28 protein-coding genes and 1 tRNA gene are annotated in these 23,514 nt (G+C 66.2%); 13 read left to right on the top strand and 16 right to left on the bottom strand.

Annotated features, from left to right (window positions below):
- Positions 1-56 precede the first annotated feature (56 nt).
- From leuA to AOP75_RS10405, 6 genes are all read left to right on the top strand, one after another.
- Positions 57-1,799, top strand: coding sequence for a 2-isopropylmalate synthase (gene leuA, locus AOP75_RS10430; protein WP_062079024.1), 1,743 nt, complete (start codon positions 57-59; stop codon positions 1,797-1,799).
- A gap of 127 nt (positions 1,800-1,926) precedes the next feature.
- Positions 1,927-3,114: a TM2 domain-containing protein gene (locus AOP75_RS12435; RefSeq protein ID WP_083966912.1), complete on the top strand. Its 1,188-nt coding sequence runs from the start codon at positions 1,927-1,929 to the stop codon at positions 3,112-3,114.
- 81 nt (positions 3,115-3,195) lie between these two features.
- The gene (locus AOP75_RS10420; protein ID WP_062079023.1) at positions 3,196-3,729 is read left to right on the top strand and encodes a hypothetical protein; all 534 of its coding nucleotides are present in this window, start codon (positions 3,196-3,198) and stop codon (positions 3,727-3,729) included.
- Positions 3,726-4,157, top strand: a complete 432-nt coding sequence (locus AOP75_RS10415) for a GNAT family acetyltransferase (RefSeq protein WP_062079022.1) — start codon at positions 3,726-3,728, stop codon at positions 4,155-4,157. The genes AOP75_RS10420 and AOP75_RS10415 overlap by 4 nt, the downstream gene beginning before the upstream one ends.
- A 3-nt stretch (positions 4,158-4,160) precedes the next feature.
- Entirely contained in the window at positions 4,161-4,901 is a 741-nt protein-coding gene (gene recO / locus AOP75_RS10410) for a DNA repair protein RecO (protein ID WP_062079021.1), read from the top strand.
- A 69-nt stretch (positions 4,902-4,970) separates the two neighbouring features.
- Complete coding sequence (locus AOP75_RS10405; RefSeq protein WP_062079020.1) at positions 4,971-5,729, top strand: isoprenyl transferase; 759 nt, start codon at positions 4,971-4,973, stop codon at positions 5,727-5,729.
- Here AOP75_RS10405 and AOP75_RS10400 read toward each other — a convergent pair.
- Genes AOP75_RS10400 through AOP75_RS10380 form a run of 5 tightly spaced genes read right to left on the bottom strand, consistent with a single transcriptional unit; the run spans position 5,683 to position 9,361 of the window.
- Complete coding sequence (locus AOP75_RS10400) at positions 5,683-6,267, bottom strand: SNARE-associated domain-containing protein (protein WP_062079019.1); 585 nt, start codon at positions 6,265-6,267, stop codon at positions 5,683-5,685. The two genes, AOP75_RS10405 and AOP75_RS10400, sit on opposite strands and share 47 nt — an antisense overlap.
- Entirely contained in the window at positions 6,267-6,677 is a 411-nt protein-coding gene (locus tag AOP75_RS10395) for a Fur family transcriptional regulator (protein WP_062079018.1), read from the bottom strand. The genes AOP75_RS10400 and AOP75_RS10395 overlap by 1 nt, the downstream gene beginning before the upstream one ends.
- The gene (locus AOP75_RS10390; RefSeq protein ID WP_062079017.1) at positions 6,674-7,537 is read right to left on the bottom strand and encodes a metal ABC transporter permease; all 864 of its coding nucleotides are present in this window, start codon (positions 7,535-7,537) and stop codon (positions 6,674-6,676) included. Before AOP75_RS10390 ends, AOP75_RS10395 begins: the two co-directional genes overlap by 4 nt.
- Positions 7,534-8,331: a metal ABC transporter ATP-binding protein gene (locus AOP75_RS10385; RefSeq protein WP_062079016.1), complete on the bottom strand. Its 798-nt coding sequence runs from the start codon at positions 8,329-8,331 to the stop codon at positions 7,534-7,536. Before AOP75_RS10385 ends, AOP75_RS10390 begins: the two co-directional genes overlap by 4 nt.
- Complete coding sequence (locus AOP75_RS10380; protein ID WP_062079015.1) at positions 8,318-9,361, bottom strand: metal ABC transporter substrate-binding protein; 1,044 nt, start codon at positions 9,359-9,361, stop codon at positions 8,318-8,320. Before AOP75_RS10380 ends, AOP75_RS10385 begins: the two co-directional genes overlap by 14 nt.
- Before the next feature lie 169 nt (positions 9,362-9,530).
- Here AOP75_RS10380 and AOP75_RS10375 point away from each other — a divergent pair, with 169 nt between their 5' ends.
- Genes AOP75_RS10375 through dusB form a run of 3 tightly spaced genes read left to right on the top strand, consistent with a single transcriptional unit; the run spans position 9,531 to position 13,421 of the window.
- Positions 9,531-10,913: a glycine--tRNA ligase gene (locus tag AOP75_RS10375; protein ID WP_062079014.1), complete on the top strand. Its 1,383-nt coding sequence runs from the start codon at positions 9,531-9,533 to the stop codon at positions 10,911-10,913.
- Positions 10,914-10,954: 41 nt separating this feature from the next.
- Positions 10,955-12,181, top strand: coding sequence for a YibE/F family protein (locus AOP75_RS10370; protein ID WP_062079013.1), 1,227 nt, complete (start codon positions 10,955-10,957; stop codon positions 12,179-12,181).
- Between the two features lie 52 nt (positions 12,182-12,233).
- The gene (dusB, locus tag AOP75_RS10365; RefSeq protein WP_062079012.1) at positions 12,234-13,421 is read left to right on the top strand and encodes a tRNA dihydrouridine synthase DusB; all 1,188 of its coding nucleotides are present in this window, start codon (positions 12,234-12,236) and stop codon (positions 13,419-13,421) included.
- Between the two features lie 192 nt (positions 13,422-13,613).
- Here dusB and AOP75_RS10360 read toward each other — a convergent pair whose 3' ends face one another.
- Positions 13,614-14,249 carry a dihydrofolate reductase family protein gene (locus AOP75_RS10360; RefSeq protein ID WP_083966910.1) on the bottom strand — a complete coding sequence of 212 codons (636 nt, stop codon included), beginning with the start codon at positions 14,247-14,249 and terminating at the stop codon, positions 13,614-13,616.
- 45 nt (positions 14,250-14,294) lie between these two features.
- The gene (locus AOP75_RS10355) at positions 14,295-15,218 is read right to left on the bottom strand and encodes an endonuclease domain-containing protein (RefSeq protein WP_083966909.1); all 924 of its coding nucleotides are present in this window, start codon (positions 15,216-15,218) and stop codon (positions 14,295-14,297) included.
- Positions 15,219-15,481: 263 nt separating this feature from the next.
- Here AOP75_RS10355 and AOP75_RS10350 point away from each other — a divergent pair, with 263 nt between their 5' ends.
- Entirely contained in the window at positions 15,482-16,771 is a 1,290-nt protein-coding gene (locus AOP75_RS10350; RefSeq protein ID WP_062079009.1) for a deoxyguanosinetriphosphate triphosphohydrolase, read from the top strand.
- Between the two features lie 78 nt (positions 16,772-16,849).
- A complete protein-coding gene (locus AOP75_RS10345) occupies positions 16,850-17,614 on the top strand; it encodes a class I SAM-dependent methyltransferase (protein ID WP_236683147.1) in 765 nt (254 codons plus the stop codon).
- Here AOP75_RS10345 and AOP75_RS10340 read toward each other — a convergent pair.
- Genes AOP75_RS10340 through AOP75_RS10325 form a run of 4 tightly spaced genes read right to left on the bottom strand, consistent with a single transcriptional unit; the run spans position 17,611 to position 19,873 of the window.
- Entirely contained in the window at positions 17,611-18,606 is a 996-nt protein-coding gene (locus AOP75_RS10340) for a DUF368 domain-containing protein (protein WP_062079007.1), read from the bottom strand. The genes AOP75_RS10345 and AOP75_RS10340 overlap by 4 nt on opposite strands.
- Entirely contained in the window at positions 18,603-18,992 is a 390-nt protein-coding gene (locus AOP75_RS10335; protein WP_062079006.1) for a hypothetical protein, read from the bottom strand. The genes AOP75_RS10340 and AOP75_RS10335 overlap by 4 nt, the downstream gene beginning before the upstream one ends.
- Entirely contained in the window at positions 18,989-19,411 is a 423-nt protein-coding gene (locus tag AOP75_RS10330; protein WP_062079005.1) for a hypothetical protein, read from the bottom strand. Before AOP75_RS10330 ends, AOP75_RS10335 begins: the two co-directional genes overlap by 4 nt.
- Before the next feature lie 3 nt (positions 19,412-19,414).
- A complete protein-coding gene (locus tag AOP75_RS10325) occupies positions 19,415-19,873 on the bottom strand; it encodes a DUF6941 family protein (protein ID WP_062079004.1) in 459 nt (152 codons plus the stop codon).
- 143 nt (positions 19,874-20,016) lie between these two features.
- On the opposite strand from AOP75_RS10325, the gene dnaG reads away from it, so the two are divergent.
- Together dnaG and AOP75_RS10315 are read left to right on the top strand one after the other, a co-directional pair.
- Positions 20,017-21,921, top strand: a complete 1,905-nt coding sequence (gene dnaG / locus AOP75_RS10320) for a DNA primase (RefSeq protein ID WP_062079003.1) — start codon at positions 20,017-20,019, stop codon at positions 21,919-21,921.
- A 37-nt stretch (positions 21,922-21,958) separates the two neighbouring features.
- Positions 21,959-22,396 carry a VOC family protein gene (locus tag AOP75_RS10315; protein WP_062079002.1) on the top strand — a complete coding sequence of 146 codons (438 nt, stop codon included), beginning with the start codon at positions 21,959-21,961 and terminating at the stop codon, positions 22,394-22,396.
- A gap of 63 nt (positions 22,397-22,459) precedes the next feature.
- On the opposite strand, the gene AOP75_RS10310 is transcribed toward AOP75_RS10315, so the two are convergent.
- The 5 genes from AOP75_RS10310 to AOP75_RS10295 form a co-directional block, all read right to left on the bottom strand.
- Positions 22,460-22,532: transfer RNA gene (locus tag AOP75_RS10310), tRNA-Asn, on the bottom strand.
- Between the two features lie 127 nt (positions 22,533-22,659).
- A complete protein-coding gene (locus AOP75_RS10305) occupies positions 22,660-22,944 on the bottom strand; it encodes an HU family DNA-binding protein (protein WP_062079001.1) in 285 nt (94 codons plus the stop codon).
- A gap of 10 nt (positions 22,945-22,954) precedes the next feature.
- On the bottom strand, positions 22,955-23,137 hold the full coding sequence (gene rpmF / locus AOP75_RS12430) for a 50S ribosomal protein L32 (RefSeq protein ID WP_083966908.1): 183 nt from the start codon (positions 23,135-23,137) through the stop codon (positions 22,955-22,957).
- A gap of 4 nt (positions 23,138-23,141) precedes the next feature.
- A complete protein-coding gene (gene ykgO / locus AOP75_RS10300; RefSeq protein WP_062079000.1) occupies positions 23,142-23,264 on the bottom strand; it encodes a type B 50S ribosomal protein L36 in 123 nt (40 codons plus the stop codon).
- Positions 23,261-23,512 (bottom strand): type B 50S ribosomal protein L31, encoded by a 252-nt coding sequence (locus AOP75_RS10295; protein ID WP_062078999.1) that lies wholly within the window; start codon positions 23,510-23,512, stop codon positions 23,261-23,263. Before AOP75_RS10295 ends, ykgO begins: the two co-directional genes overlap by 4 nt.
- Positions 23,513-23,514 lie beyond the last annotated feature (2 nt).

Raw genomic sequence — 23,514 nt, 5'->3', positions numbered from 1 at the left:
AGGTTCGCGCGCCGGCTGGCTTCCAGCCCTCCCACACCACAAGGAATTCATTAGCCATGAGCGAGCACTACACCGGCGGTTCCCAGAACGCGAGCCGCATGCCCATCCACAAGTACGCGCCCTTCCACGACATCATCGCGGTAGACCTGCCGGACCGGACGTGGCCCAACCAGCGCATCGACAAGGCCCCGCGCTGGTGCGCCGTGGACCTTCGTGACGGCAACCAGGCACTCATCGAACCCATGAATGTGGAGCGCAAGATGCGCATGTTCGACTTGCTGGTCCGTATGGGTTACAAGGAGATCGAGGTCGGCTTTCCGTCCGCGAGCCAGACTGACTTCGACTTTGTCAGGGCCCTCATCGAGGACGATCACATTCCCGACGACGTCACGATCCAGGTCCTGACTCAGGCTCGTGAGCACCTGATCGAGCGGACTTACGAATCGTTGCGTGGTGCCAAGACCGCCATCGTTCACCTATACAACTCGACGTCAGTGCTGCAGCGCGAAGTGGTCTTCCGCGCGGATGAGGACCAGATTCTCGACATCGCAACTCACGGAGCGATGCTGTGCCAGAAGTTCGAGGAGACCATCCCGGACACGCAGGTGTTCTACGAGTACAGCCCGGAGTCCTACACAGGGACGGAACTGGAGTACGCGGTCAAGGTCTGCAACGCGGTGCTGGACGTGTGGAAGCCCACGCCGGAGCGCAAGGTGATCATTAACCTGCCGGCCACGGTGGAGATGGCGACCCCGAACGTCTACGCGGACTCGATTGAGTGGATGAACCGCCATCTCGATTACCGCGACTCCGTCGTGCTGAGCCTGCACCCGCACAACGATCGCGGCACCGCTGTCGCAGCCGCGGAACTGGGCTACATGGCCGGTGCCGACCGCATCGAGGGCTGCCTGTTCGGCAACGGCGAGCGCACCGGCAACGTGGACCTGGTGACGCTGGGGATGAACCTGTTCAGCCAGGGAATCGACCCCCAGATCGACTTCTCAGACATCGATGAGGTGCGCCGCACGGTTGAGTACTGCAACCAGATCGACGTGCACCCGCGCCACCCCTGGGGCGGTGACCTGGTCTTTACGGCGTTCTCGGGATCGCACCAGGACGCGATCAAGAAGGGCCTCGACGCCATGGCGGCGAAGGCCGATGCCGCTGGCAAGGAGGTCGACGACCTGGTCTGGGGCGTGCCTTACCTGCCAATCGACCCCAAGGACGTGGGCCGCTCGTACGAGGCCGTGATCCGAGTCAACAGCCAGTCGGGCAAGGGTGGCGTGGCGTACCTGCTCAAGACGGAGCGCAACCTCGACCTGCCCCGACGGCTCCAGATTGAGTTCTCCCGGGTAGTGCAGCAGCAGGCCGATGCCACCGGCGCCGAGCAAACGACAGAGGACCTGTGGAGGGTCTTCCGGGACGAGTACCTGCCGTCTCCCACGGGCGAAGGGCAGTGGGGCCGGTTCTCCCTGGTCGGTACCCGCGGCACCAGTTCCGATGACGGACCCGACACTTTGGCCGCAGACATCATCGACGCCGGCACCGCGGTCACCGTGGAGGCCTCAGGCAACGGTCCCGTGGCGGCGTTTGTCGCCGCTCTCGGCCAGCGCGGCGTCAAAGTCGAGGTCCTCGACTACCACGAACACGCGATGACCACGGGCGGCGATTCGCAGGCCGCGGCCTATGTTGAGTGCCTCATTGACGACGAGATCATGTGGGGCGTGGGAATTGACCCGTCGATCACGACGGCGAGCCTCAAGGCGATTATCTCTGCCGTGAACCGAGCTTCGCGTTAGTGCATTCCTGACCGCCGGGGGCGTCTTTGCCCCCGGCGGTCAGGGTGTCGGTGGTGACTGCCATACTGGCAGGTGCTGGGGGTTCTCTCCGGCACGTATGTGATTCACCACTGAGGGGAAAGTTTTCATGACCGACAATTCGTCTGTCCCGCCCACGCCTCCGGGCAACGGCTCTGCCGTTCCGCCGCCGCCGCCCGGCGCGCCCGTGCCCGCGCAGCAGCCGGCATCGGCTCCCGCTGCCGGCTACGCGCAGCCTCCGACGCCTGGTGCCGGCGGCGCTGGTCCCGCGGCCGAGGGGTCGCGCAGCTTCATCGTGACGTGGCTCCTGGCCTGGATCCTTGGCTACTTTGGCGCCGACCGTTTCTACCTCGGCAAGGTCGGTACCGGCCTCCTGAAGTTTTTCACCATCGGTGGCCTCGGCATCTGGTACCTCGTGGACCTCATCCTGGTACTCGCCGGCGCTCAGCGAGACAAGCAGGGATTCGCGCTGCAGGGCTACCAGAAGAACAAGCTTGTCGCGTGGATTGTGACCGGTGCATTCGTCCTGCTTGGCATTGTCGTGGGCGCCGTGAGTGGGGCTGCCGCTGGCGGTGCTGATGACGCCGCACCCACCGCAAGCGTGGAGTCGAGCGCGACGCCGGAGGCGTCGGACGCGACTGCGGAGGCCTCGGCTGAGCCGAGCGACTCTCCCAGCGCCGAGCCCGAGCAGTCGGCGAGCCCCGAGGCTACGGAAACGGCTGGCTCGTCGGACGCCGACGTCGTTGCATGGGCAGAGGAGACCTACGGCACGTTTGACGTCGTAGAGGAGTCCGGCACAGGAGACACGATCATTACCTTGCCCGAGGGCGTGGACGCCGGTCTGCTGACCGCGTCCTACGGCGGTAGCGGCGCATTCACCATGCAGATTCTCGACGCCAACAACGAGGCCACCATTGAAGGAACGGTGCTGTCCTTCGGTGCCTACGACGGCACCGTGCCATTCGGGCTCGACGGGTGGATCGGCGAGCCCGGAACCAAGATCGAGATCCAGGCAGACGCCGACTGGACGCTAGAGATCGCGCCCGTGGCCTCCGCGCCGGCACTGGTCGAGAACGGTACCGGCGCTGGCGTGTACCTCTACGACGGTGCGGCAGCCACGCTCAACGCCTCCTACGCAGGGGAGAGCGCATTCTCGGTAATCGAGTACGGCGACGACATCCTGTTTGGAGTCCTGGTGCTCGAGTTTGGCGCGTATGAGGGCCAGGTGGCGATGTCCGCCGGACCTTCCGTCATCGCTGTCAACACTGACGACGACTGGACGCTGACGGTCGAGTAAGCCCTCAGCTCCACGCTGCGCCCTCGGATCTGCGCAAGTGAGATCCGAGGGCGCACGCATGTCGCGAACTAGAATGCAGGGATGAAGGAGACCGCTGTGAAACGCGCGCTGGTGGTGAGCCTCGGCGGCTTTGGTCTCTTCGCTCTCGCGGGCTGTTCCGGCTCCGGCCAGGCGCAGGACGCCGCTGACAATCTTCCCAACCTCGAGGTGCAAGGCTTGGCAAGGATCGACTGCGCTGACTCCACGGTGTGGGGCGGCGACCTCGAGCCCACGCGCGGCCCCTATGTGCAGGAGTGTTGGCGTGGCGCGCCAGAACTGCCCTTCGACGAGGAGGCCGACGACATCATGTACTCGATCCTCGCCGCGACCGATGCCGTTGATGTGACTGACGCGGTGTGCCCTCAGGACGCGCTGTACGCCTCCGCGGCAGTGGCGTGCCGGGCCGCAAACGAGGGCGATGTTCTCTATCGCGTGGTCGTGGCGCTCACGGATCCCGCGACCGTGGTGGGCACACTGCCAGACGAGCCAACCGATGAGCAGATCGATGACGCGCTGGCGGGAGCACAGGTGGAAGTCCTTGTCGCGACGCAAGAGGTTCCGGAGGCCACGACATGACGGTTCGCGTGCGCAGGTTCGCCCCGCGAGATGGGGAAGCGGTCGCTCATCTGTGGCGTACCTGCTTTCCTAGCGACCCCGCGCGCAATAACCCCGAGGATCTGATCGCGCGCAAGCTCGCACGCGATCCTGACCTGTTCTGGGTCGCCACCGACGGCATGGACGTGGTTGGCGCAGCCATGGGCGGGTACGACGGCGTTCGCGGCTGGCTCTATCACGTGGCAGTCAGTCCTGACCGACGTCACGAAGGCATTGGCCGAGCCCTGGTCTCGCGGGCGCTTGCCGAGTTCGAGGCGATCGGATGCCCCAAGGTCAACCTCCAGGTCCGTGCCTCCAACCGTGACGTGGCGGCGTTTTACGAGGCACTCGGATTCACCCTCGACGAGGTCGCCTCTTACGGCTACCTGATGCCGGGCTCGGGCGGATAGCCAGTGCCCCTGTATCGAGACGACGCGATCGTCCTGCGCACCCACAAGTTGGGCGAGGCCGACCGCATCATCACGCTCCTGACGCGGCGCCACGGCAAGGTGCGCGCCGTTGCCAAGGGCGTACGGCGAACGACCAGTCGCATTGGCTCCAGGGTGGAGCCCTTCATGCTCATCGACGTCCAGCTCTACGAGGGGCGCAATCTCGACATCGTGAGCCAAGTGGAGACGCGCGAGCCGTACGCACGACGCATCGCGGAGGACTACGGCTTGTGGACCGCGGCGACCGCGATGGTGGAGACCGCAGACAAACTCGTGGACCACGAGAAGGAACCCGCGAACGACCAGTTCCGGTTGTTGCACGGGGGTTTGGGGTCGCTCGCACGGCGCGCCCATGCGCCCGGGCTGGTCCTCGACAGTTTCTTGTTGCGATCGTTAGCGCTGGCCGGCTACGAGCCGAGCTTCGGTGACTGCGCCTCGTGCGGGCGGCCAGGGCCTCACCGCGCGTTCGCCGTCGCAGGAGGTGGGGCAGTCTGCGAGAGCTGCCGTCCGCCAGGGGCGGCGGCCCCAAGCCCAGAGACATTCCTCTTGCTCCAGTCGTTGCTGAGCGGAGATTGGGACAGGGCGGACTCGTCGGACGAGCGTGCGCGCAAGGACGCGGCCGGGCTTATCGCGGCCTACGCGCAGTTCCACCTGGAGCGCAAGGTGCGCTCCCTCAACCACGTCGACCGGTCCGGACACACGTAACACGCCCGATCCCGACGGCGGTGCGGGCGGTACCCGAGCATCGGCCTGTTGCGCCGTTAGGCTGGCGGTGTGACGTACGAGCGCCCCTTCCCGCACCCCGGTGGTGCCACCCCACCCGCACTGCCCGCCGCGGCCGTCCCGCGCCACGTAGCTGTCGTGATGGACGGCAACGGTCGGTGGGCAAAGGATCGAGGACTGCCGCGCACGGCCGGGCACGAGCAAGGCGAGTCATCCCTGCTGGACGTCGTTGCCGGAGCTGTGGAGGTCGGGGTCACCCACCTCAGTGCGTACGCGTTCTCCACCGAGAACTGGAAGCGAAGCCCTGAAGAGGTGCGCTTCCTCATGGGGTTCAACCGCGACGTGATCCGGCGCCGGCGCGACGAGATGCACTCGTGGGGCGTGCGCGTGAGGTGGGCGGGGCGTCGCCCCAAGCTGTGGACGTCCGTCATCAAGGAATTGGAGAAGGCGGAAGAACTCACGCAGCACAACACCGGGCTGACCCTCACCATGTGTGTGAATTACGGCGGCCGCGCAGAGATTGCTGACGCTGCCCGGGAAATCGCGCGCAAGGTGGCCGCAGGGACGTTGAACCCAGAGAAGGTCACGGAGGCGACCCTCGCCGCACACATGGATGAGCCGGACATGCCGGACGTCGACTTGTTCTGGCGCTCCAGCGGCGAGCAGCGCAGCTCCAACTTCTTGCCGTGGCAGGCCGCCTACGCGGAGTACGTGTTCTCAGACACGCTATGGCCTGACGTCGACCGCACGCACCTGTGGGCGGCTATTGAGGAGTACGCGCGGCGGAACCGGCGGTTCGGCGCAGCGTAGTCGCGACAAAGGCGACCGCGATCACGCCCACAAGACCCGCGGTGAACAACCACGGCGACCGCTTCCACAGTTCGATGAGCGTCACGGAGACCGAGCCGTAGATCATCGCCCAGGCGGCACAGCCCGGCAGCATGGCCACCGTGAACATGTCCCAACGCATACGGGTGTAGCCGGCGGTGCCGAGCACGACCGTCTGAAAGCCGATGGTGAGAAAGCACAGGGGGATACCGACAAATCCCCATTTCTCCAGGAACAGCTGAGCGCGGTCCATGGCAGGCCCGGACAGGCGGCGGGCCATGCGGCTGCGGCGGTTCGCCGGCGGGGGAGTCGGACGTGGCGCCGCTGGTGCCTCGGAGGCTGTCGGCGCGGTCGCGTTGACCTCGAGAGACTCACCGGCGGTGGCGAGGGCGTCGGTCCCTCGGCGTAGCCACCGCCCCACCCAGTAGGTGCCTTGCGAGCGGAAAAACACCACGGCGAACAGGAACGGGACTATCGCCCAGATCCCAATGTCAGAGATGAATGAGGGAACGCCGGGCATTAGCGGCCTTGCGCGGCACAGTCCCGGCAGATTCCTGTGATCTCTACGGTGTGGTCGATCCCGGTGAAGCCGAGCTTCACACCGAGCTGCTCAGCCCACCGTTCGAATTCGGGAACCTCGATGTCGTGCGCTGCGCCGCACGACCGGCACCGCAGGTGATGGTGGTGCGTGTCTTCAGCGCCGCACCGACGGTAGAGCGTCTCGCCGCTGTCAGTGACGACGGCATCTACCTGACCGGCTTCCGCGAGAGACTGCAGCGACCGATAAACCGTCGCGAGACCTACGGAAGAACCGTCGTGGCGGAGCGTGTCATGCCAGGCCTGCGCGGAGCGGAACTCCTCGGATTTGGACAGGACGTCCATGATGGCGGCGCGCTGCTTGGTCATGCGCGGGGCGGGTGATGTGCTCATGCTGTCTCCACCTTCTCACGGCGCTGCCGGGCTCGATGTCGCAGGCTTGCCCCGGACGCGACGACAACATACAGGAGTACGCCCAGAACCACGATGAGTGCGCCCGGCTGAAGGTTGTAGAAGAGCGTGATGCCGACGCCTGACACGCACAGCACGACGCCGATGACCATGGCGATGTTCATGGTGCGGTTGAACGATCCGGTCACCATTTGCGAGATCGCGACGGGCAAGATCATGAGCCCCGAGACAAGCAGGACACCTACGACGCGCATCGACGCAGTGATCGTGACGGCGGCGAGCACAGCGACGACCATGTTCAGAGCGTTGACCGGCAGGCCGGTGGAGTGAGCAAACTCTTGATCGTGCGTCACAGCGAACAACGACCGGCGCAATCCCAGACCGATCGCGAGGATCGCGATCGACAAGATCACGGTGACCCACACATCGTTCCAGCTGACCGTCGATATGGAGCCAAACAGGTAGCCCATGAGGTTGGCGTTTGACCCGCCGGCTGCGGAAATGAGCAGCACACCGGACGCGATGCCGCCGTAGAACATCACTGCCATGATCACGTCAGCGGCCGCGATTCCACGGGCGCGCATGCGCTCGATGACCACCGCGCCCGCGATTGCGAAGACGATGGCTCCTGGAATCGCGAGCGCGTCCTGGTCCGCGAGGCCTGCCCACGATCCCGCGAGCCATCCGGCGGCAACACCTGCAAGGGCGACGTGGCCGATGCCATCGCCCAGCAGCGCCATGCGGCGATGGACAAGGTAGGTGCCCACGATAGGCGCGGTGACGCCCACCATGATCGCGACCAGCATCATGCGCTGAACGAGGGGGTCAGTGAGTACGCTCACTTGCGCACCTCCCATGCGAAGGGCGACGCGGTGGGCTCGGGCACATCCGCGTGTGCGTGTTCGTGATCGTGTCCTGGCAGCGCGTGCACGCCCAGGCCACGCGGCGGCTCGCCCACGTGGGTGACGCAGCCCTGTTCGAGCACGACTGCGTGGTCGATGAGGGGCGTCAGTGCGCCGAGCTCGTGGAGGACGATGACCACCGAGCCGCCGCTGTCACTGTGGCGCTGCAGCGTGGCGGCGAGCGCCTCCTGGCTCGGGACATCCACGCCGGCCATGGGCTCGTCGAGGATCAACAGGTCGGGTTTGCGCACGAGCGCGCGCGCGATGAGGACTCGTTGCTGCTGACCACCGGAGAGGTGGCTGACGTCGCGGTGTGCCAGTTCGCCGACGCCTAGATCGTCGAGCGCGGCAATGGCACGCGCCTTGGCGTCTCGTGGAGGGACAAGGCGGCCAGCGCCGAGGAGCCCAGAAGTGACGACCTCAATTGCGGTCGCTGAGACACCCGAACCTGCGCTGACGCGCTGCGGAACGTACCCGACGCGACGTGATGTCGCCCGTGAGCGCTCCTTGCCGAAGATCTTGACGGAGCCGCCGCTCAGCGGAAGGGCTCCCACGAGAGCACGTACCAGAGTCGACTTTCCGGAGCCGTTGCCGCCCATGATGGCGACCGGCGCTCCGGCGTGTGCGTCTACATGGACATCGTGGAGGATCTCGTGCCCTCCCAAGCGCACGCGCACCCCGCGTGCCTCGATGGCAGGCGGGGTGGCGGTGCGGTCAGGGCTACTGGCAGCCAAGGCCGGTCCTCAGGTTTTCTAGGTTGGTCTCCATGACGCCAAGGTAGTCTTCGCCGTCGGCCACTGTCTCGATGGGACTGAGGACCAGGACCTCGACGCCGACGTCTTCCGCGATCGACTCCGCGACATCGGCCGAGACCTCGTCCTCGGTGAAAATGGTGGTGGCCCCGCTCGCCTCGACCATGTCGCGAATCTCGCGCACACGCGCCGGGGACGGCTCGCTCTCAGGGTCAATCCCCGCCAGTCCCTCTTGGGTGAGGTCGTAGCGAAGCGTCAGGTAGCCGAACGCCTCATGCCCCACGAAGATGTCGTCGCGTTCGCACGTGGCCAGCCCGTCGGTGTACGAGGCGTCGAGCGCATCGAGATCGGTCAGCAACTGTTGCCCGTTCGCGGCGTACGTGTCGGCGTTGGCGGGATCGAGGTCGCTGAACTCGGCAATGACGTCCTCGGTGTACTCGGCCAGCAACGTGGGGTCAAGCCAGAAGTGAGGATCGAGGCTGCCGTGATCGTGGCCGTCGTGCGAGTCAGCCTCGTCGGAGTGTGCGTCCTCAGCCTCCGCGGATTCATCCGCGTGGTCGTGGTCGTCCTCGCCGGACTCGTCGTCAGCGTGGTCATGGCCTTCGTGCGAGCCCTCAGCGTGCTCGGCGACGTCCGCGCCATGCTCGTCGATGATGTGGTGTGAGTCGAGGCTACGCACGCCGGTGGTGTCAACGGCATCGTCAATCGCTGGCTGGAAGTCGCTTTGGAACAGGACAGTGTCCATGTTTTGCATGTCGCGCACCGTCTTGGGGGATAGTTCCGCGTCGTGCGGTTCCACGCCGGAGCCGATGAGGGGCTCAACCGCTACGAGTTCGCCACCGACCCGCTCGGCGACAAACTGCAGGGGATAGAAGGCGGAGCCAACGGTCAGGGTGGCGTCGGTGCTGTCGGCTGCGGCGGAGTCCGACGAGTCCTCGGGCGAGGCCGACGAGCAGCCTGCGAGCACGAGGGCACCAGCGATGCCGGCAATGATGAAGGGGCGAGATTTCATGCGACCACAATACGCTTTATTGATAATCATTGTCAATTAAGCGAGGGGATGCTGGATCCGTGCTCAACCCCAGCATCGGCGCCGCCAGTGCACGGCGCGCTCGCGCCGCGACTGTCCGCGCGCCGATAGACTAGGCCCGCACTTCCATCCGAATCCCAAGGAGTATTCAGTGGCACCGTCTCGCCTGGACAACGTGATCTCGCTGGCAAAGCGTCGCGGCTTTGTCTTCCCGTGTGGGGAGATCTACGGCGGTACGCGGTCCGCGTGGGATTACGGCCCGCTCGGAGTGGAGCTCAAGGAGAACATCAAGCGCCAGTGGTGGCGTGCGATGGTCTCGAGCCGCGACGACATCGTTGGCCTGGACTCGTCGGTCATCCTGCCGCCAGCAGTGTGGGAGGCCTCGGGCCACCTCAAGGCGTTCGTCGACCCGCTGGTCGAGTGCCTCAGCTGCCACAAGCGCGACCGCGAGGACCATCTTCTCGAGGCCTTCGAAGAGAAGAAGGGCCGCGCCCCTGAAGGCGGCCTCGCCGAGGTGCCCTGCCCGCACTGCGGAACGCGCGGCGAGTGGACCGAGCCCAAGATGTTTAACGGCCTCCTCAAGACCTACCTTGGCGTCAGCCAGGACGAGTCAGGCCTGCACTATCTGCGTCCCGAGACCGCGCAGGGCATCTTCGTCAACTACGACAACGTGCAGCGCACGTCGCGGATGAAGGTTCCCTTCGGCATCGGCCAGATCGGAAAGTCCTTCCGCAACGAGATCACGCCAGGAAACTTCATCTTCCGCACGCGCGAGTTCGAGCAGATGGAGATGGAGTTCTTCGTCAAGCCCGGCACGGACGACGAGTGGCACCAGTACTGGATCGACACCCGCCTGCAGTGGTACAAGGATTTGGGTATTGCCGCGGACAACCTGCGCCTGTACGAGCACCCGCAAGAGAAGCTCTCGCACTACTCGAAGGGCACCACTGACATCGAGTACCGCTTTGGTTTCCAGGGCAGCGAGTGGGGCGAGCTTGAGGGCATCGCGAACCGCACGGACTTTGACCTCAGCACCCACAGCGAGCACTCCGGCAAGGATTTGAGCTATCTGGACCCGGCCACCAACGAGCGCTACACGCCGTATGTGATCGAGCCTGCGGCGGGCCTGACGCGTTCCTTGATGGCCTTCCTTGTCGAGGCTTACGACGAGGACGAGGCGCCCAACACCAAGGGCGGCGTGGACAAGCGCACCGTGCTGCACCTTGACCCGCGCATTGCGCCGGTCAAGGCCGCTGTCCTGCCGCTGTCCAAGTCGGAGGAACTGCTGCCGACCGCTGAGGCACTCGCGAAGGAACTGCGCGCAGCGTGGAACGTGGATCTCGACGTGACGCAGGCCATTGGCAAGCGCTACCGCCGCCAGGATGAGATTGGCACGCCGTACTGCATCACGGTCGACTTCGACACCAAGGACGACCAGGCCGTCACCATTCGCGACCGCGACACCATGCAGCAGGAGCGCGTGGCGCTGTCTCAGGTGCAGGCGTACCTCGCGACTCGCCTCATCGGCGCCTAACGCTCCTTGAGAGGGCCGATGCTCGGGCTGGGTGCGCGCTGATGGGTGCGGGGCATTCGCACGTGCTTGAGGAGCGCCCACGCGCCTCCGAGCGCACCACCACGGTGCTCACCAGTGCGGTGGGCGTGGTCGTCTTTTTGACGGTGGTGGGTGCCATGGTGGTGTGGCCGTCGGACTGGTCGTTCCTGCGGTCGGTCCCGACGTCATATGAGGATGCGACCTGGGTTGACGTCACTGTGGAGTCTGTGGACGAGGCCACGGGTGAGGCGCAGGTGATCGTCGACGGGCAGGAGGATGTAGGCCTGCAGACGCTGCTGCCGCTTGAACTCGCGGACTTCACCTACGCCGTGGGCGACTCCGTGCGAGCCCTGCAGATCGAGGACGGCACGCTCATCTTCGGGGACTTCAACCGTGGTCCCCCCATGCTCCTGCTTCTCGTGGTCTACGTGGTGCTTGTGCTGGCCGTCGCCTGGTGGCGTGGTTTGGGGGCACTGCTCGGCCTCGTCGCGGCGTTTGGTGTCGTGATCTTCTTCACGGTTCCCGCGCTATTTGAAGGCGGCGACCCCCTGATCGTGGGACTCGTCACCGGGTCCGGTGCACTGTTCTTGCTGTTGTACATGGCGCACGGCCCCAACGCGCGCACCACAACCGCGTACCTCGGAACGCTCGCTGGCCTCATGATTACCGCAGTCCTTGCATGGTGGGCCGTGGGAGCGTCCCGTCTGACAGGGATCTGGTCGGAAGAGGGCACGCACCTCGAGCTGGCTGGCCGTGCGGTCGACCTTCAAGGCTTGGTCCTGTGCGGCATCATCATCGCGGGGCTCGGCGTGCTCAACGACGTGACGGTGACGCAGGCGTCCGCCGTCTGGGAACTGCGCGCTGCACGGCCCGACATCACGCGCTGGAACCTGTTCGCACGCGGCATGCGCATTGGCCGCGACCACATCGCCTCGACGGTTTACACCATTGCGTTTGCGTATGTCGGAGCCGCGTTGCCGACCATCATGCTGGTGTCGCTGTACGACCAGTCCATCGGGGTGTCACTGACCAGTGCGCAGATTGCAGAAGAGGTCGTACGCACCCTCGTGGGTTCCATCGGCCTGGTGCTCGCGGTGCCGCTCACGACCGGCATCGCGGCGCTGGTGGTCGGCCATGACGGGGCCATCGCCGGAGAAGAGACCACGGACGTGGCGCACGCGCATGGGAACGCGACCCCCACAGAGCCGGGCTCGCGTGACGCCGAGGCCCCTGGAGACGGTCCGCAGTAACGCCCAGTGGCCGCTTGCGGGCGCCGCGCCACGCATCGGCGACAATAGAGGCATGACGACTGACGCATCGGCCCTGCCCGCAGCAGGCGCGCGCGTGCTGCCGCCGCTGCACATTGGGCCCCTCACGATCGACACCCCCGTGGTGCTGGCCCCCATGGCCGGCATCACCAATGCTGCCTTCCGTCGCCTGTGCCGCGAGCACGGAGGCGGCATCTATGTTGCGGAGATGGTCACCAGCCGCGCGCTGGTGGAGCGCACCCGCGAGTCCATGCGGATCATCCACCACGATCCTGATGAAACGCCCCGGTCCGTCCAGTTGTACGGCGTGGATCCCGCGACCATTGGCGCCGCAGTGAAAATGCTTGTCTCTGAGGACCGCGCCGACCACATCGACATGAACTTTGGTTGCCCCGTACCCAAGGTCACCAAGAAGGGCGGGGGAGCAGTGCTGCCGTGGAAGAAGGACCTCTTCCGCGACATCGTGCGTGCCGCCGTGCGCGAAGCGGCGCCCTACGACGTTCCCGTGACCGTGAAGATGCGCAAGGGTGTCGATGACGACCACCTCACGTACCTCGAGGCTGGGCGCATGGCGGAGGCGGAGGGCGTGGCAGCGGTCGCGCTCCACGGCCGCACTGCTGCCGACTACTACTCGGGCAACGCTGATTGGGAGGCGATCGCGCGCCTCAAGGAGGCCGTCACCACGATCCCCGTGCTCGGCAACGGTGACATTTGGTCGGCCGAGGATGCGCTGGAGATGGTGGAGCGCACCGGCGTCGATGGCGTAGTCGTCGGGCGTGGATGCCAGGGCCGGCCGTGGCTGTTCGCGGACCTGCAAGCCGCGTTCGAGGGCCGCGAGGAGCGAGTACGTCCAGACCTACGGATGGTCGCGGACACCATCTACCGCCACGGCGAACTCATGATCAGCTTTTTCGACGACGACGAGCTCAAGGCAATGCGCGAGATCCGCAAGCACGTGGCGTGGTACTTCAAGGGGTATCCGGTCGGCGGCGAGATCCGCAAGAGCCTGGGCTTGGTCGAGACGCTGCCGCAGTTGCGGGCTCTGCTCAACACGCTGCCATTGGACACCCCGTATCCGGGAGAGGCGGCCGAGGGGCCGCGCGGGCGCCAGGGGACTCCCAAGAGCCCATCGTGCCCGGACGGGTGGCTCGACACTCAGGACATCACCCCGGATATCGAGGCACGGCTCCGCGAAGCGGAACTGAGCGTGTCAGGCGGCTAGTTCCCGGGCTCGCTGTGCTCGCGCCTCCGTTAGGCCCCGTACTCCCCACCCAGTGCGTCCCCACCCTGTGCCACACCACCCTGTGCGACCCCCACCCTGTGCGTCCCCACCCACGCTGCGAATCGGAGCTCTGGCCGCCAACTTCGCGCGTGTTTGGCGGCTCGTGCTCCAGTTCCAGTGCGCACTGCGGCTCTACGCGAGGCCGTAGGGCGTTTCCTCGGCGGGTCCGCCGTCCTCCGGAATCGGTGACCGGTCCTCGGGTTCGCGCGCGGCCCGCATCGTCACCTGGACCATGCCATCGCCGTACCGGCGCACATCGGTGACCGTGACAGCATGGCGTTGCTCCGCGCCCGCGAACAGGGGGTGGCCCGCCCCGAGAATGGTGGGATGGATGGTGACGATCATCTCGTCGATCAGCTTGGCGTCGAGGGCCTGGCGAATAACGGAGCCACCGTCGATGTAGACGTGCTTGTCGCCCGCAAGTTCCTGAGCCTCCGCAACGAGATTCGCAATGGGGGCCGACGCTGAGCTCACCGTCGAGCGTGCTTGCGCCAGAGGGCGGCCGGTGGCGATCAGGATGGGCATGTCGCCGTAGAACCACTCATTCATGCCGTGAACCACGTCAAAGGTGCGCCGGCCCATGAGAATCGCGCCCACGCCAGCGTAGAAGTCAGCGAACGTGATGGCATCGGCATCCACCGCAGCCCACTCGCCGGCCGCCATCGGCGCCCAGGAGGGGCGGTCCGCCTCGAGCCACGAGATGTCGTCTCCCGGCCCCGCGAGGAACCCGTCGACGGACATTGCGCAATACACCTTGACCTCACCCATGCCACCCACGCTACGCCCCGACTCGTCGTCGTGCGTGGCATCCGATCATGGATAGTCGCGCCGGCGCGAACGTAGGCTGTCGCGGACTTGTTGTCGGCACCACTCGGGTCGCTGTGTGACGTCTTCGTACGTGAAACGAATCGTCATAAACCCCGCGGCGGAGAGCAGGGCATCGCGCTCGAGGTCACGACGGCGCGCGCGATCGCTGGAGTGGAATTGCGCTCCATCGAACTCCACGGCGACTCTTGCCTGACGGTGCAGCATGTCGACAACCGCGGCGCGACCGGGCACATTGACGCGTCCTTGCCACACCCAGGCTTCCCACTCCGGGCCTGTGAAGACCTGAGTCTTCGCGATGTACTCGAGTGCACTCGTGACACCATCGCTCGCGACGGTGAGCAGGGTAGTCAGCTCGGCGCGGTCCGGGACTCGGGGATAGCGGGCGAGTGCCTTCAGCGACAAGTCGGCACGGATACGCAGGTCACGGACAACGCCAAGCATGGAACCGGGATCGCGGAAGGCGCTGCTCCGTGCCCAGACCTGCACGGGCACGTGTGCTTTGGGAACGGTCGTGAACGCACCCACTCGTGTGGGGTGAATCGACGCGGACGTGCGCCACACTCTGACCCCCTGCGGCGGTCGTAGGCGTGCAGAGGGGCGTGCGCAGACGTCGATCTCACGAATGTCCAGGTGCCGCATGCCCCACACCCATGCCGCGGCCGGCCCAGCGATGAGCGCGTCGGTCGGCATCCATGCCTGTGCTTGTGTCACGCGTGTGAGGACCGTGTCGCGATTGTGCGGCGCGGTAATCAGGCCGGGGCCGGTGGGGACGGCAAGTCCCAAGTGAACTGCTCGCTCGATCGTCCGAGCTGAGCAGTGACTTAGGAGGTCCGACCGCGCTACCGGCACCTCCGCGTTCGCGAGCACGCGCTGGAGCCGCGTCAGAGCTGGCGAGCGTCCGGGTGTCATGGAGGCGACGTTAGGTGCGCATGGGATCTGAGGGGTGCAAGAGGCCCTGATCCGTGGACACCGGTGCTGATGTAGCGCCCTGGGGACGACCCCGGCAAGGCTGACCTCAACCTCGAAGTGGAGCACGAGCCGCCATTTTGGGGGTTCCTTGGCGGCCGATGCTCCATCTCAGGTCCGCAGGGCGGTGGGGTCCCGCAGGGCGGTGGGGTCCCGCAGGGCGGTGGGGTCCCGGAGGGCGGCGGGGAGCGCGCTAGGTTGGGACCGTGAACGACAACAGCGATGCAGCCGCCAGCGGCACCGTGCCCGAGGGCTACACCGAGGCCGACGCGGAGCGCTGGGTCCACGAACCGTCGAAAAGCCCCAACCGCACGCCATTTGAGCGGGACCGCGCGCGCATTCTCCATTCCAGCGCCTTGCGGAGGCTGGGAGCGAAGACGCAGGTGCTGGGCCTGGGAAGCGGTGACTTTGTGCGCACGCGGCTCACCCACTCGCTGGAAGTCGCGCAGGTGGGGCGCGAGCTCGCGAAGGCGCTGGGATGCTCGCCAGACGTCGTGGATGCGGCATGCCTTGCGCACGACCTGGGACACCCCCCGTTTGGCCACAATGGAGAGCGCGCCTTGGACAAGGTCACGCGCCACATTGGCGGCTTTGAAGGCAACGCGCAAACGCTACGCCTGTTGACGCGGCTCGAGCCCAAGTCCGTGCACCCGGACACGGGCCGCCCGATTGGTTTGAACCTGACGCGCGCGAGCCTCGACGCGGCCGTGAAGTACCCGTGGGGGGAGGAAGGCGCTCCCGCGCGTGCCGACGGTAAGCCCAGCCGCAAGTTCGGCGTCTACGCGGATGACCGCGAGGTCTACGAGTGGCTGCGTACGGGTGCCCCCGAGCGTGCGCAGAGCTTTGAAGCGCAGATCATGGATTTGGCCGACGACATCTCGTACTCCGTCCATGACGTCGAGGACTCGGTGGTCTACCGCCAAGTGTCGTTGTCAGTCTTGCGCGATCCCGGTCACGCCCGCGAGATTGTTGACCACGCGCGCGAGTGGTACGGCCGGGGCGACGAGGCAGCGCTGTTGGCGGCACTCGAGCGACTGCGCCAGTTCCGGTGGTGGGCGGATAGTTTCGATGGGTCCCGCCAAGCACTCGCTGCGCTCAAGGACATGACCAGTCAATTGATTGGGCGGTTTGCCTCGGCGACCATCGCCGCAACGCAGGCCGAGTACGGCACGGGTCCTCACACCCGTCATCATGCAACCTTGGTGGTCCCCCAGGACACCCTCGATGAGATTTTGATCCTCAAAGGCATCGCGGTGCATTTCTTGATGGCGCCGCGTGAGACGAGCCCCACGTACACCAAGCAGCGCCGGGTATTGCGAGAGCTGGTCAAGGCGCTGGCCGAGCGCGGCGCGGACGTGATGGAGCCTCAGTTCGCGGCCGACTACCGCGCCGCGTCTGGCGACGACGAACGGCTTCGCGTCGCCGTTGACCAGGTGGCGTCGCTGACAGACACGTCGGCGTACAACTGGCACCACAAGTACTGCGGCGGGCAATAGCGCACGGGCCGATGCGCCGGCTGGCGCTCGATGGCGTGCACGGGCCGCACCGGCACAGTGAGGGAAGGGAGCCCCCGGGTGGACACCTTCGAGAGTCAACTCGAAGCTGGCGCTTCAGCAGACGTGTCCGGATGGGACTTCGCGTGGCTTGAGGGCCGCGCCACGGAGGAGCGTCCGCCGTGGGGGTATGGGCGGCAGCTGTCGCAGCGGCTCGGGACGGCGCGGGCCTCACTGGACATTCAGACTGGCGGCGGCGAGGTCCTCGCTGAGGCTAAGCGCTTCCCGCCCACCGCCGTCGCGACCGAGTCGTGGCCGCCCAACGTCGCACACGCGAGCCAGCTCCTCCACCCGCGCGGCGTGGTCGTGGTCGCTGACCCCGACGAGCCACCACTGCCGTTCGCCGACGGCTCCTTCGACCTGGTCACGAGCCGTCACCCCGCCACCATTTGGTGGTCAGAGATTGCCCGTGTGCTGGAGCCCGGCGGGACATACTTCGCTCAGCATGTGGGTCCGGCGAGCGCCTTTGAACTTATCGAGTTCTTTGTGGGTCCGCAGCCTCAGGCACGGCGCGGACGTGACCCGCACGATGAGGCGGCGGCGGCGCGCGCCGCGGGGCTCGAGGTTGAGCGCCTCGAGACCGCGCGATTGCGCATCGAGATCTTCGACATTGCGGCGGTCGTATACCTGCTCCGGAAAGTCATCTGGTGGGTGCCCGACTTCACCGTGGAGCGCTACCGCGACCGGTTGCGCGATCTTTACGACGTCATTGAGCTGCGCGGGAGCTTTGTCGCTCACTCCACGCGCCACCTCATCGAGGCGCGCCGGCCTCGAGCCGGGCGCTAGTCAGAGGCGAGGAGCGCGTCGCGCCGGCGCACAAGCCGCGCCTCGATGACGAGCAACGCCACCACCACACCAAACCCGAGCAGGAAGGCGAGGATGGGGCCCACGATGTCGCCGGAAGGCGCCTCGAGGTGACGGTCGTCGTCTTGCCACGGCCACAGTGCCACCAGTGACCCGGCCATGACGCCGGTCAGGACTACAAGCGTGGTGCGGCGGTGGTGTTCCAGGAGCCACTGCAGCAACTTCACGATCGACACCAGGCCAATCGCGAGGCCGATCGAGAAAAAGGCCAGATATCCCAGATCGCGGTCGTTGACCGCCGCGAGGGTCGGCTCGTACAGGCCCATCGTGAGCAGGAGGAACGACCCTGACAGGCCCGGCAGGACGAGTGCCGACACGGCGATGGCTCCAGCAGGGATCAGCACCAGGGGAGTGGGCTCCAGGTTCCCTCCAGGCAGCGACACGATCACCGCGGCCGCCACCGCGCCCACTGCCGCGATCAGCCAGTCTGTGGCCGACCATCGGCCCACCGGACGAGTCCTGAGCGGCGCGTGCGCCGCCAACCTGAACGGCACGGCCAAGGATGCGAGAACCAGGCCAAAGAACAAGGCGCGCATGGTGACGGGATGGTCGTGCACCAGATCCTCCATGACGGAGGCCATGACAAGGAGCGCGATGACCATGCCCACGCCGAGCGGTAGCAAAACGCCCCAGCTCACGCGTGCCCACTCCGGCTTGGAACGGGACACCCCTCGCCCGCGCACTCCGTCGGAGATCGCGATGCGGGTGCCCGAGATGAAGTGGCCGGCGGAGGTCAGCAGCGTCTCGTAGACGCCAGTCATGAGCGCCACGGTGCCGCCGGAGACTCCCGGCACAGTCTCGGCGGTGCCGATCAGAGCGCCGCGCACCACATTCAGGGCACCGGTGCCGACAGATCGCCGAGCCGGCTGATTCGGGGTCGTGCGGGACGTGTCCGACTCGGTGGGCTCGGTCATGCGGCTACTTCCTTGTGAGGGCGGCGTTTGCTGAGGAGCACCCACAACGCAGCCAAGGGCAACAGGAGCGGGACCCAGCCATAGGCGGAACCGTAACCGGTCCACACCGTTTCATCGGCCCACCACTGCGGCTCGATGTATCCCAGCGTGCCCACAGTGAGGACGCCTGCCAATTCGATGCACGTTCCCCACAGCGCGGTCCGACGCCAGCCGCGCCACAGGGCGACGGCGATGACGATGTAGAGCACGGCGCTCACCGCAGACACGCTGTACGGCAAGGGCGCGTCCGCGAACTTCGTAGAGATTTGGTAGACGGACCTGCCCGTCGACGCGATTCCCAGCACCGCGTAGGCGACGATCAGCACAATGCGACCGATGGGGTTCATGACGCTCCCAGGATCTGGAATACGCGCCACGCAAGCACGGCGCCGGCAATGCCAATGATGACGGCCGCGCCGCCATCCACTCGTGCGATCTGGTCCGGTTGCAGCACAGGTCGGTGGGGGTCGGGGTCAAGTGCGACGGCATCGGGCTCACCCAGGCGGCCGATGCCAAGGAAGGGCACCAGAATCACGGAAGCCAGCAGATAGCCGAGTGTTAGGACGAGTCCCGCATCCGAGTCGCTGAACAGCACGACGACCACCGCGAGGGCGTGGACGGCCGTGACGATCCACATCGCCGTCACGACGCGTTTGAGCCACGCGTGCAGACGCGGCCACACCATGGTCGCGATTCCGACCACAACGAGGGCCGCGCACACCGCGATATACGCGGGGAACACGACCCCGGTGTACACACCGGTCATGTGTTACTGCTGCTGCTGCTGAACCTGCTGCACACGCATGGGCAGGCGGCCGAGCTCTTCGCCGTCGACGGAGATGACCCACGAGAACATGCCAGGCTGCACAAACCGGATGCCATCGATCGTGAAGGCGAAGCAGGCGACCTGCTCGTCGCCGTCGACCAGATGCGCGGGGCGACCGAGCGTGAACTCGCCGCCCATGCCGCGCACAGGCTGTGCCTTGCCCTCGGCGTCAGCACGCATGCCGATCGGGTACTCCTTGCCGTCCTCCGTGAGCAACTTCAGCTCGAGCTGGTGGGAGGCGTTGGTGGCGGTGAAGGGCACGTGCACGGTGGCAGCGACGGCGAGGCGTCGGTGCGCCGCCGGGAACTGCCGGACGAAGATGGTGTTCCATCCCGCACCGAGCGAGTAGATCTTGCCGTTGACGACCTCAGCCGAGTCGGCGAGGAAGGCGTCGATTCTCACGGGGGATTCCTTTCGATGGGCGTGGACCTCCACCAGAGTACCCACCGAGGCCGCTGCTCGCGGCACCCTTCGCTGAGGGAAGAAGACGCGAGCGCGTACCGACGAGCACCGGTAGGGGTCCGAGTGCCGAGTACCATGCAGACGTGGCCGGGACAATCAACAGGGACGACATCGCGTCCGTGCGTGAAAAGGCCCCCATCGAGGACATCATCGGCCAGCATGTGGCGCTCAAGCCCGCTGGCGTGGGTTCTGTGAAAGGCCTGTGTCCATTCCACGATGAGCGTTCGCCGTCTTTCCACGTGCGACCTGCCGCGGGGCGCTGGCATTGCTTTGGCTGTGGCGAGGGCGGCGACGTCATCGAGTTCGTCATGCGGATCGATGGGCTGCCCTTCGCGGAAGCCGTGGAGTATCTCGCCGACAGGGCCGGCGTCACGTTGCGGTACGAGGCCGGCGGTGGCCCCAAGCGTGAAGGAACCGCGGGGCAGCGCAAGCGCCTGCTCGAGGCGCATCGCGTCGCACAGGAGTACTTCGCTGAGCAACTGCACAGCCCCGAGGCCCGCATTGGCCGGGACTTCCTGCGCGATCGCGGGTTTGACCGGGCCGCTGCCGAACACTTTGGGGTGGGCTACGCGCCGCAGGGGTGGTCGCACCTCACTGATCACCTGCGCGGCAAGGCCTTCACCGAGGCGGAACTGCGTACATCGGGATTGGTCTCCGAAGGGTCGCGGGGCGTCTATGACCGCTTCCGTGGGCGCTTGGTGTGGCCCATCAGGGACGTCACAGGGGACGTGATCGGGTTCGGTGCGAGGCGTCTTCACGACGAGGATCAGGGCCCCAAGTACCTCAATACGCCCGAGACCCCGTTGTACAAGAAGAACCAGGTCCTCTATGGCATCGATCTTGCCAAGGGTGCCATCCGGTCGGAGCGCAGCGCCGTGGTGGTCGAGGGATACACCGATGTGATGGCGTGCCACCTCGCGGGCATCACCAACGCCGTCGCGACCTGCGGCACCGCGTTCGGGGAAGAGCACGTGAAGGTGGTGCGCCGCCTGATGGGAGATGTGGGCGGCTCCGCCATGAAGGTGGGGTCAACGGGTGCGAAGGTGATTTTCACTTTCGATGGTGACGAGGCAGGTCAGAACGCCGCCTTGAAGTCCTTCCAGCTCGACCAGCAGTTCCTCGCCCAGACATTCGTGGCCGTTGACCCAGACGGCAAGGACCCTTGTGACCTGCGCATGGCAGGTGGCGACCAGGCCGTCCAGGCTCTGCTGGAGGCCCGCACGCCCCTGTTCGAGTTCGTCATCCGGACCGCGTTGGGGGCGAACGACCTCGAGACGCCGGAAGGGCGCGCGGCAGCTTTGCGCGCGGCTGCCCCCGTCGTTGCCGGCATCCGCGACCGCGCCATTCAGCCCGAGTACGCGCGCCGCCTGGCGGGCTGGCTCGGGATGGACATTGACGTGGTACGCCGTGCCGTTGCTGATTCCGCGAAGAGCCGCGGCCGTGAGCCCGCCCCCGTCACGGGGGCGGTGGAGACGGTTCCTCAGGGCTACCCCAATCCGGGCGCCCCCGAGCGTCCCAACCGCCGCGACCCGGTGGTGAGGGCAGAGGCGCTGTCGCTGGGAACGTTGCTGCAGGCGCCAGGGGAGATCCTTAAGGATCCCTTGGGGTCCGTGGTGGTGCAGGAGATGGCGCCGCAGACCTACTCGGTGCCGCAATACCGCGCCGTCTTCGAGGCGATTCTCGCCGCCGGCGGGCCCGCGCAGGCCGGCCCTGACTGGGCCAACGACGTGGCCGAGCAGGCCAGCGACGCGCTCGCGGCGACGATTTCGGAATTGGCGGTGTCGCCGCTACCTCATGACAGGCCCGAGACTATTGGGCACTACGCAGGGACTGTCCTTGCGCGCGTGCTGGATCTGTCCCTCACGCGCCAGATCGCGGAGCTGCGGGGGCGTATGCAGCGTGCCGGAGCGGGTACCGAGGGCGCGCAAGAGGCGTTTGCCGAGATCATTAGGCTCGAGACCAGGCGGCGGCTCCTGCGCGACGGATAACGCGCCACGTGTCGCAGCCCGGGTTTACGGTGACTGCATGACTGTTCAGCGCGTGTCTTTGGTCACTCTCGGCGTCTCCGATCTTGCGCGATCGCGCGCGTTCTATGAGGGGTGGGGGTGGACCGTCCGTCAGGAGTCACCTCAGATTGTGTTCTTCCAGATGGATGGGCTGGTGCTGGCCCTGTTTGGTGCTGAGGATCTCGCGCAGGACCAGGGCCGTGCCGGCGCTGCGCTGGGGACGGGGGCGATCACCTTGGCGCAGAACTATGCGAGCACGGAGGAGGTCGAAGAGAGGTTTGCCGCGGCACTGGCAGTTGGAGGTCGCGCACTCAAGCGGCCCGAGTCAATGCAGTGGGGTGGCTATAGCGGCTATGTCTGCGATCCCGATGGCCACGTGTGGGAACTTGCCGTGAATCCATTTTGGGTGACAGGGGAGCACGGCACGGTCATCCCTGACGACTTGCCAACGTCGTAGCTGACACGCGGCATCGGCCCTACAAAACACGAAAGCCGGTCCCGCGGGACCGGCTTTCTTCCGCTCCTCCAGTTGGACTCGAACCAACAACCTGCCGATTAACAGTCGGCTGCTCTGCCAATTGAGCTATGGAGGATTGCGAGAAGAAACTCTACATGATGTTCCGGCCCTGTGGTGACACCTTGGAGGTCATCGCGAGTCACGCATGAGGGCCAGTGCGCGGGGCAGGTTCGGTTGGCGCCCCGCCCCGCGCAGTGCGCGGCCTAGCTGCCCTTGACTGCGGTCTTCAGGCCCGCGCCGGGCACAATCTTGACGACTGTCGCCGCAGGGATCTCGATGCTCTCTCCGGTGCGCGGATTGCGGCCATTGCGTGCCGAACGCTGGGTGGTGTCGAACTTGGCGAAGCCGGTCAACTTCACCGGCGTGCCTGCGACGAGTGACTGAGTGACGGTGTCCTCGAATGCGCGGAGGGCATCGGCCGCCTGGCCTTGCGTGATGTTCGCAGCCACAGCCATCCGGGCAGCGAGGTCGGAACGAGTGAGGGTCATGCGTGTCCTTTCATGCCCGACGGGTGCCGTCGGGCTCAATGAGGCCGCGCTGGAGGGCGCGGCCGAGCGGCCGGGGGACCATGTGGACCTCCCCGTTGACAGTGACGGGCACTAGGCGGGGCGCCTTGGCCTTCCACTGCGACCTCCTGGCGCGCGTGTTGGCGCGCGACATCTTGCGCTTAGGAACTGCCACAGCGCTACCCCTGACGTCCCTTGAAGCGCGGATTGCGCTTATTGATGACGTAGGTCTTGCCGCGCCGGCGGACCACAATCGACCCTTCCTTGCGGGCAAGAGACTTGAGCGAGGCGCGGACCTTCACTGTGACTCCTTGTTGTAGCGGCGGCGGAAGCGTTCAACACGCCCTGCCGTGTCGACCACGCGAGTCTGGCCCGTGTAGAAGGGGTGGCTGGCGGCCGAGATCTCCACGTCAATGACGGGGTACTCGTGACCGTCTTCCCAGGCAATGGTCTTGTCCGATGTGGCGGTCGACCGCGTGAGGAACGCATAGTTCGCGGAGGCGTCGCGGTAGACGACGGCCTCGTAGCGGGGATGGATGCCCTTTTTCATGG

This window comes from Demequina globuliformis (assembly GCF_000975155.1).
Lineage (GTDB): Bacteria > Actinomycetota > Actinomycetes > Actinomycetales > Demequinaceae > Demequina > Demequina globuliformis.
This window is presented reverse-complemented; position numbering and strand designations above follow the sequence as displayed.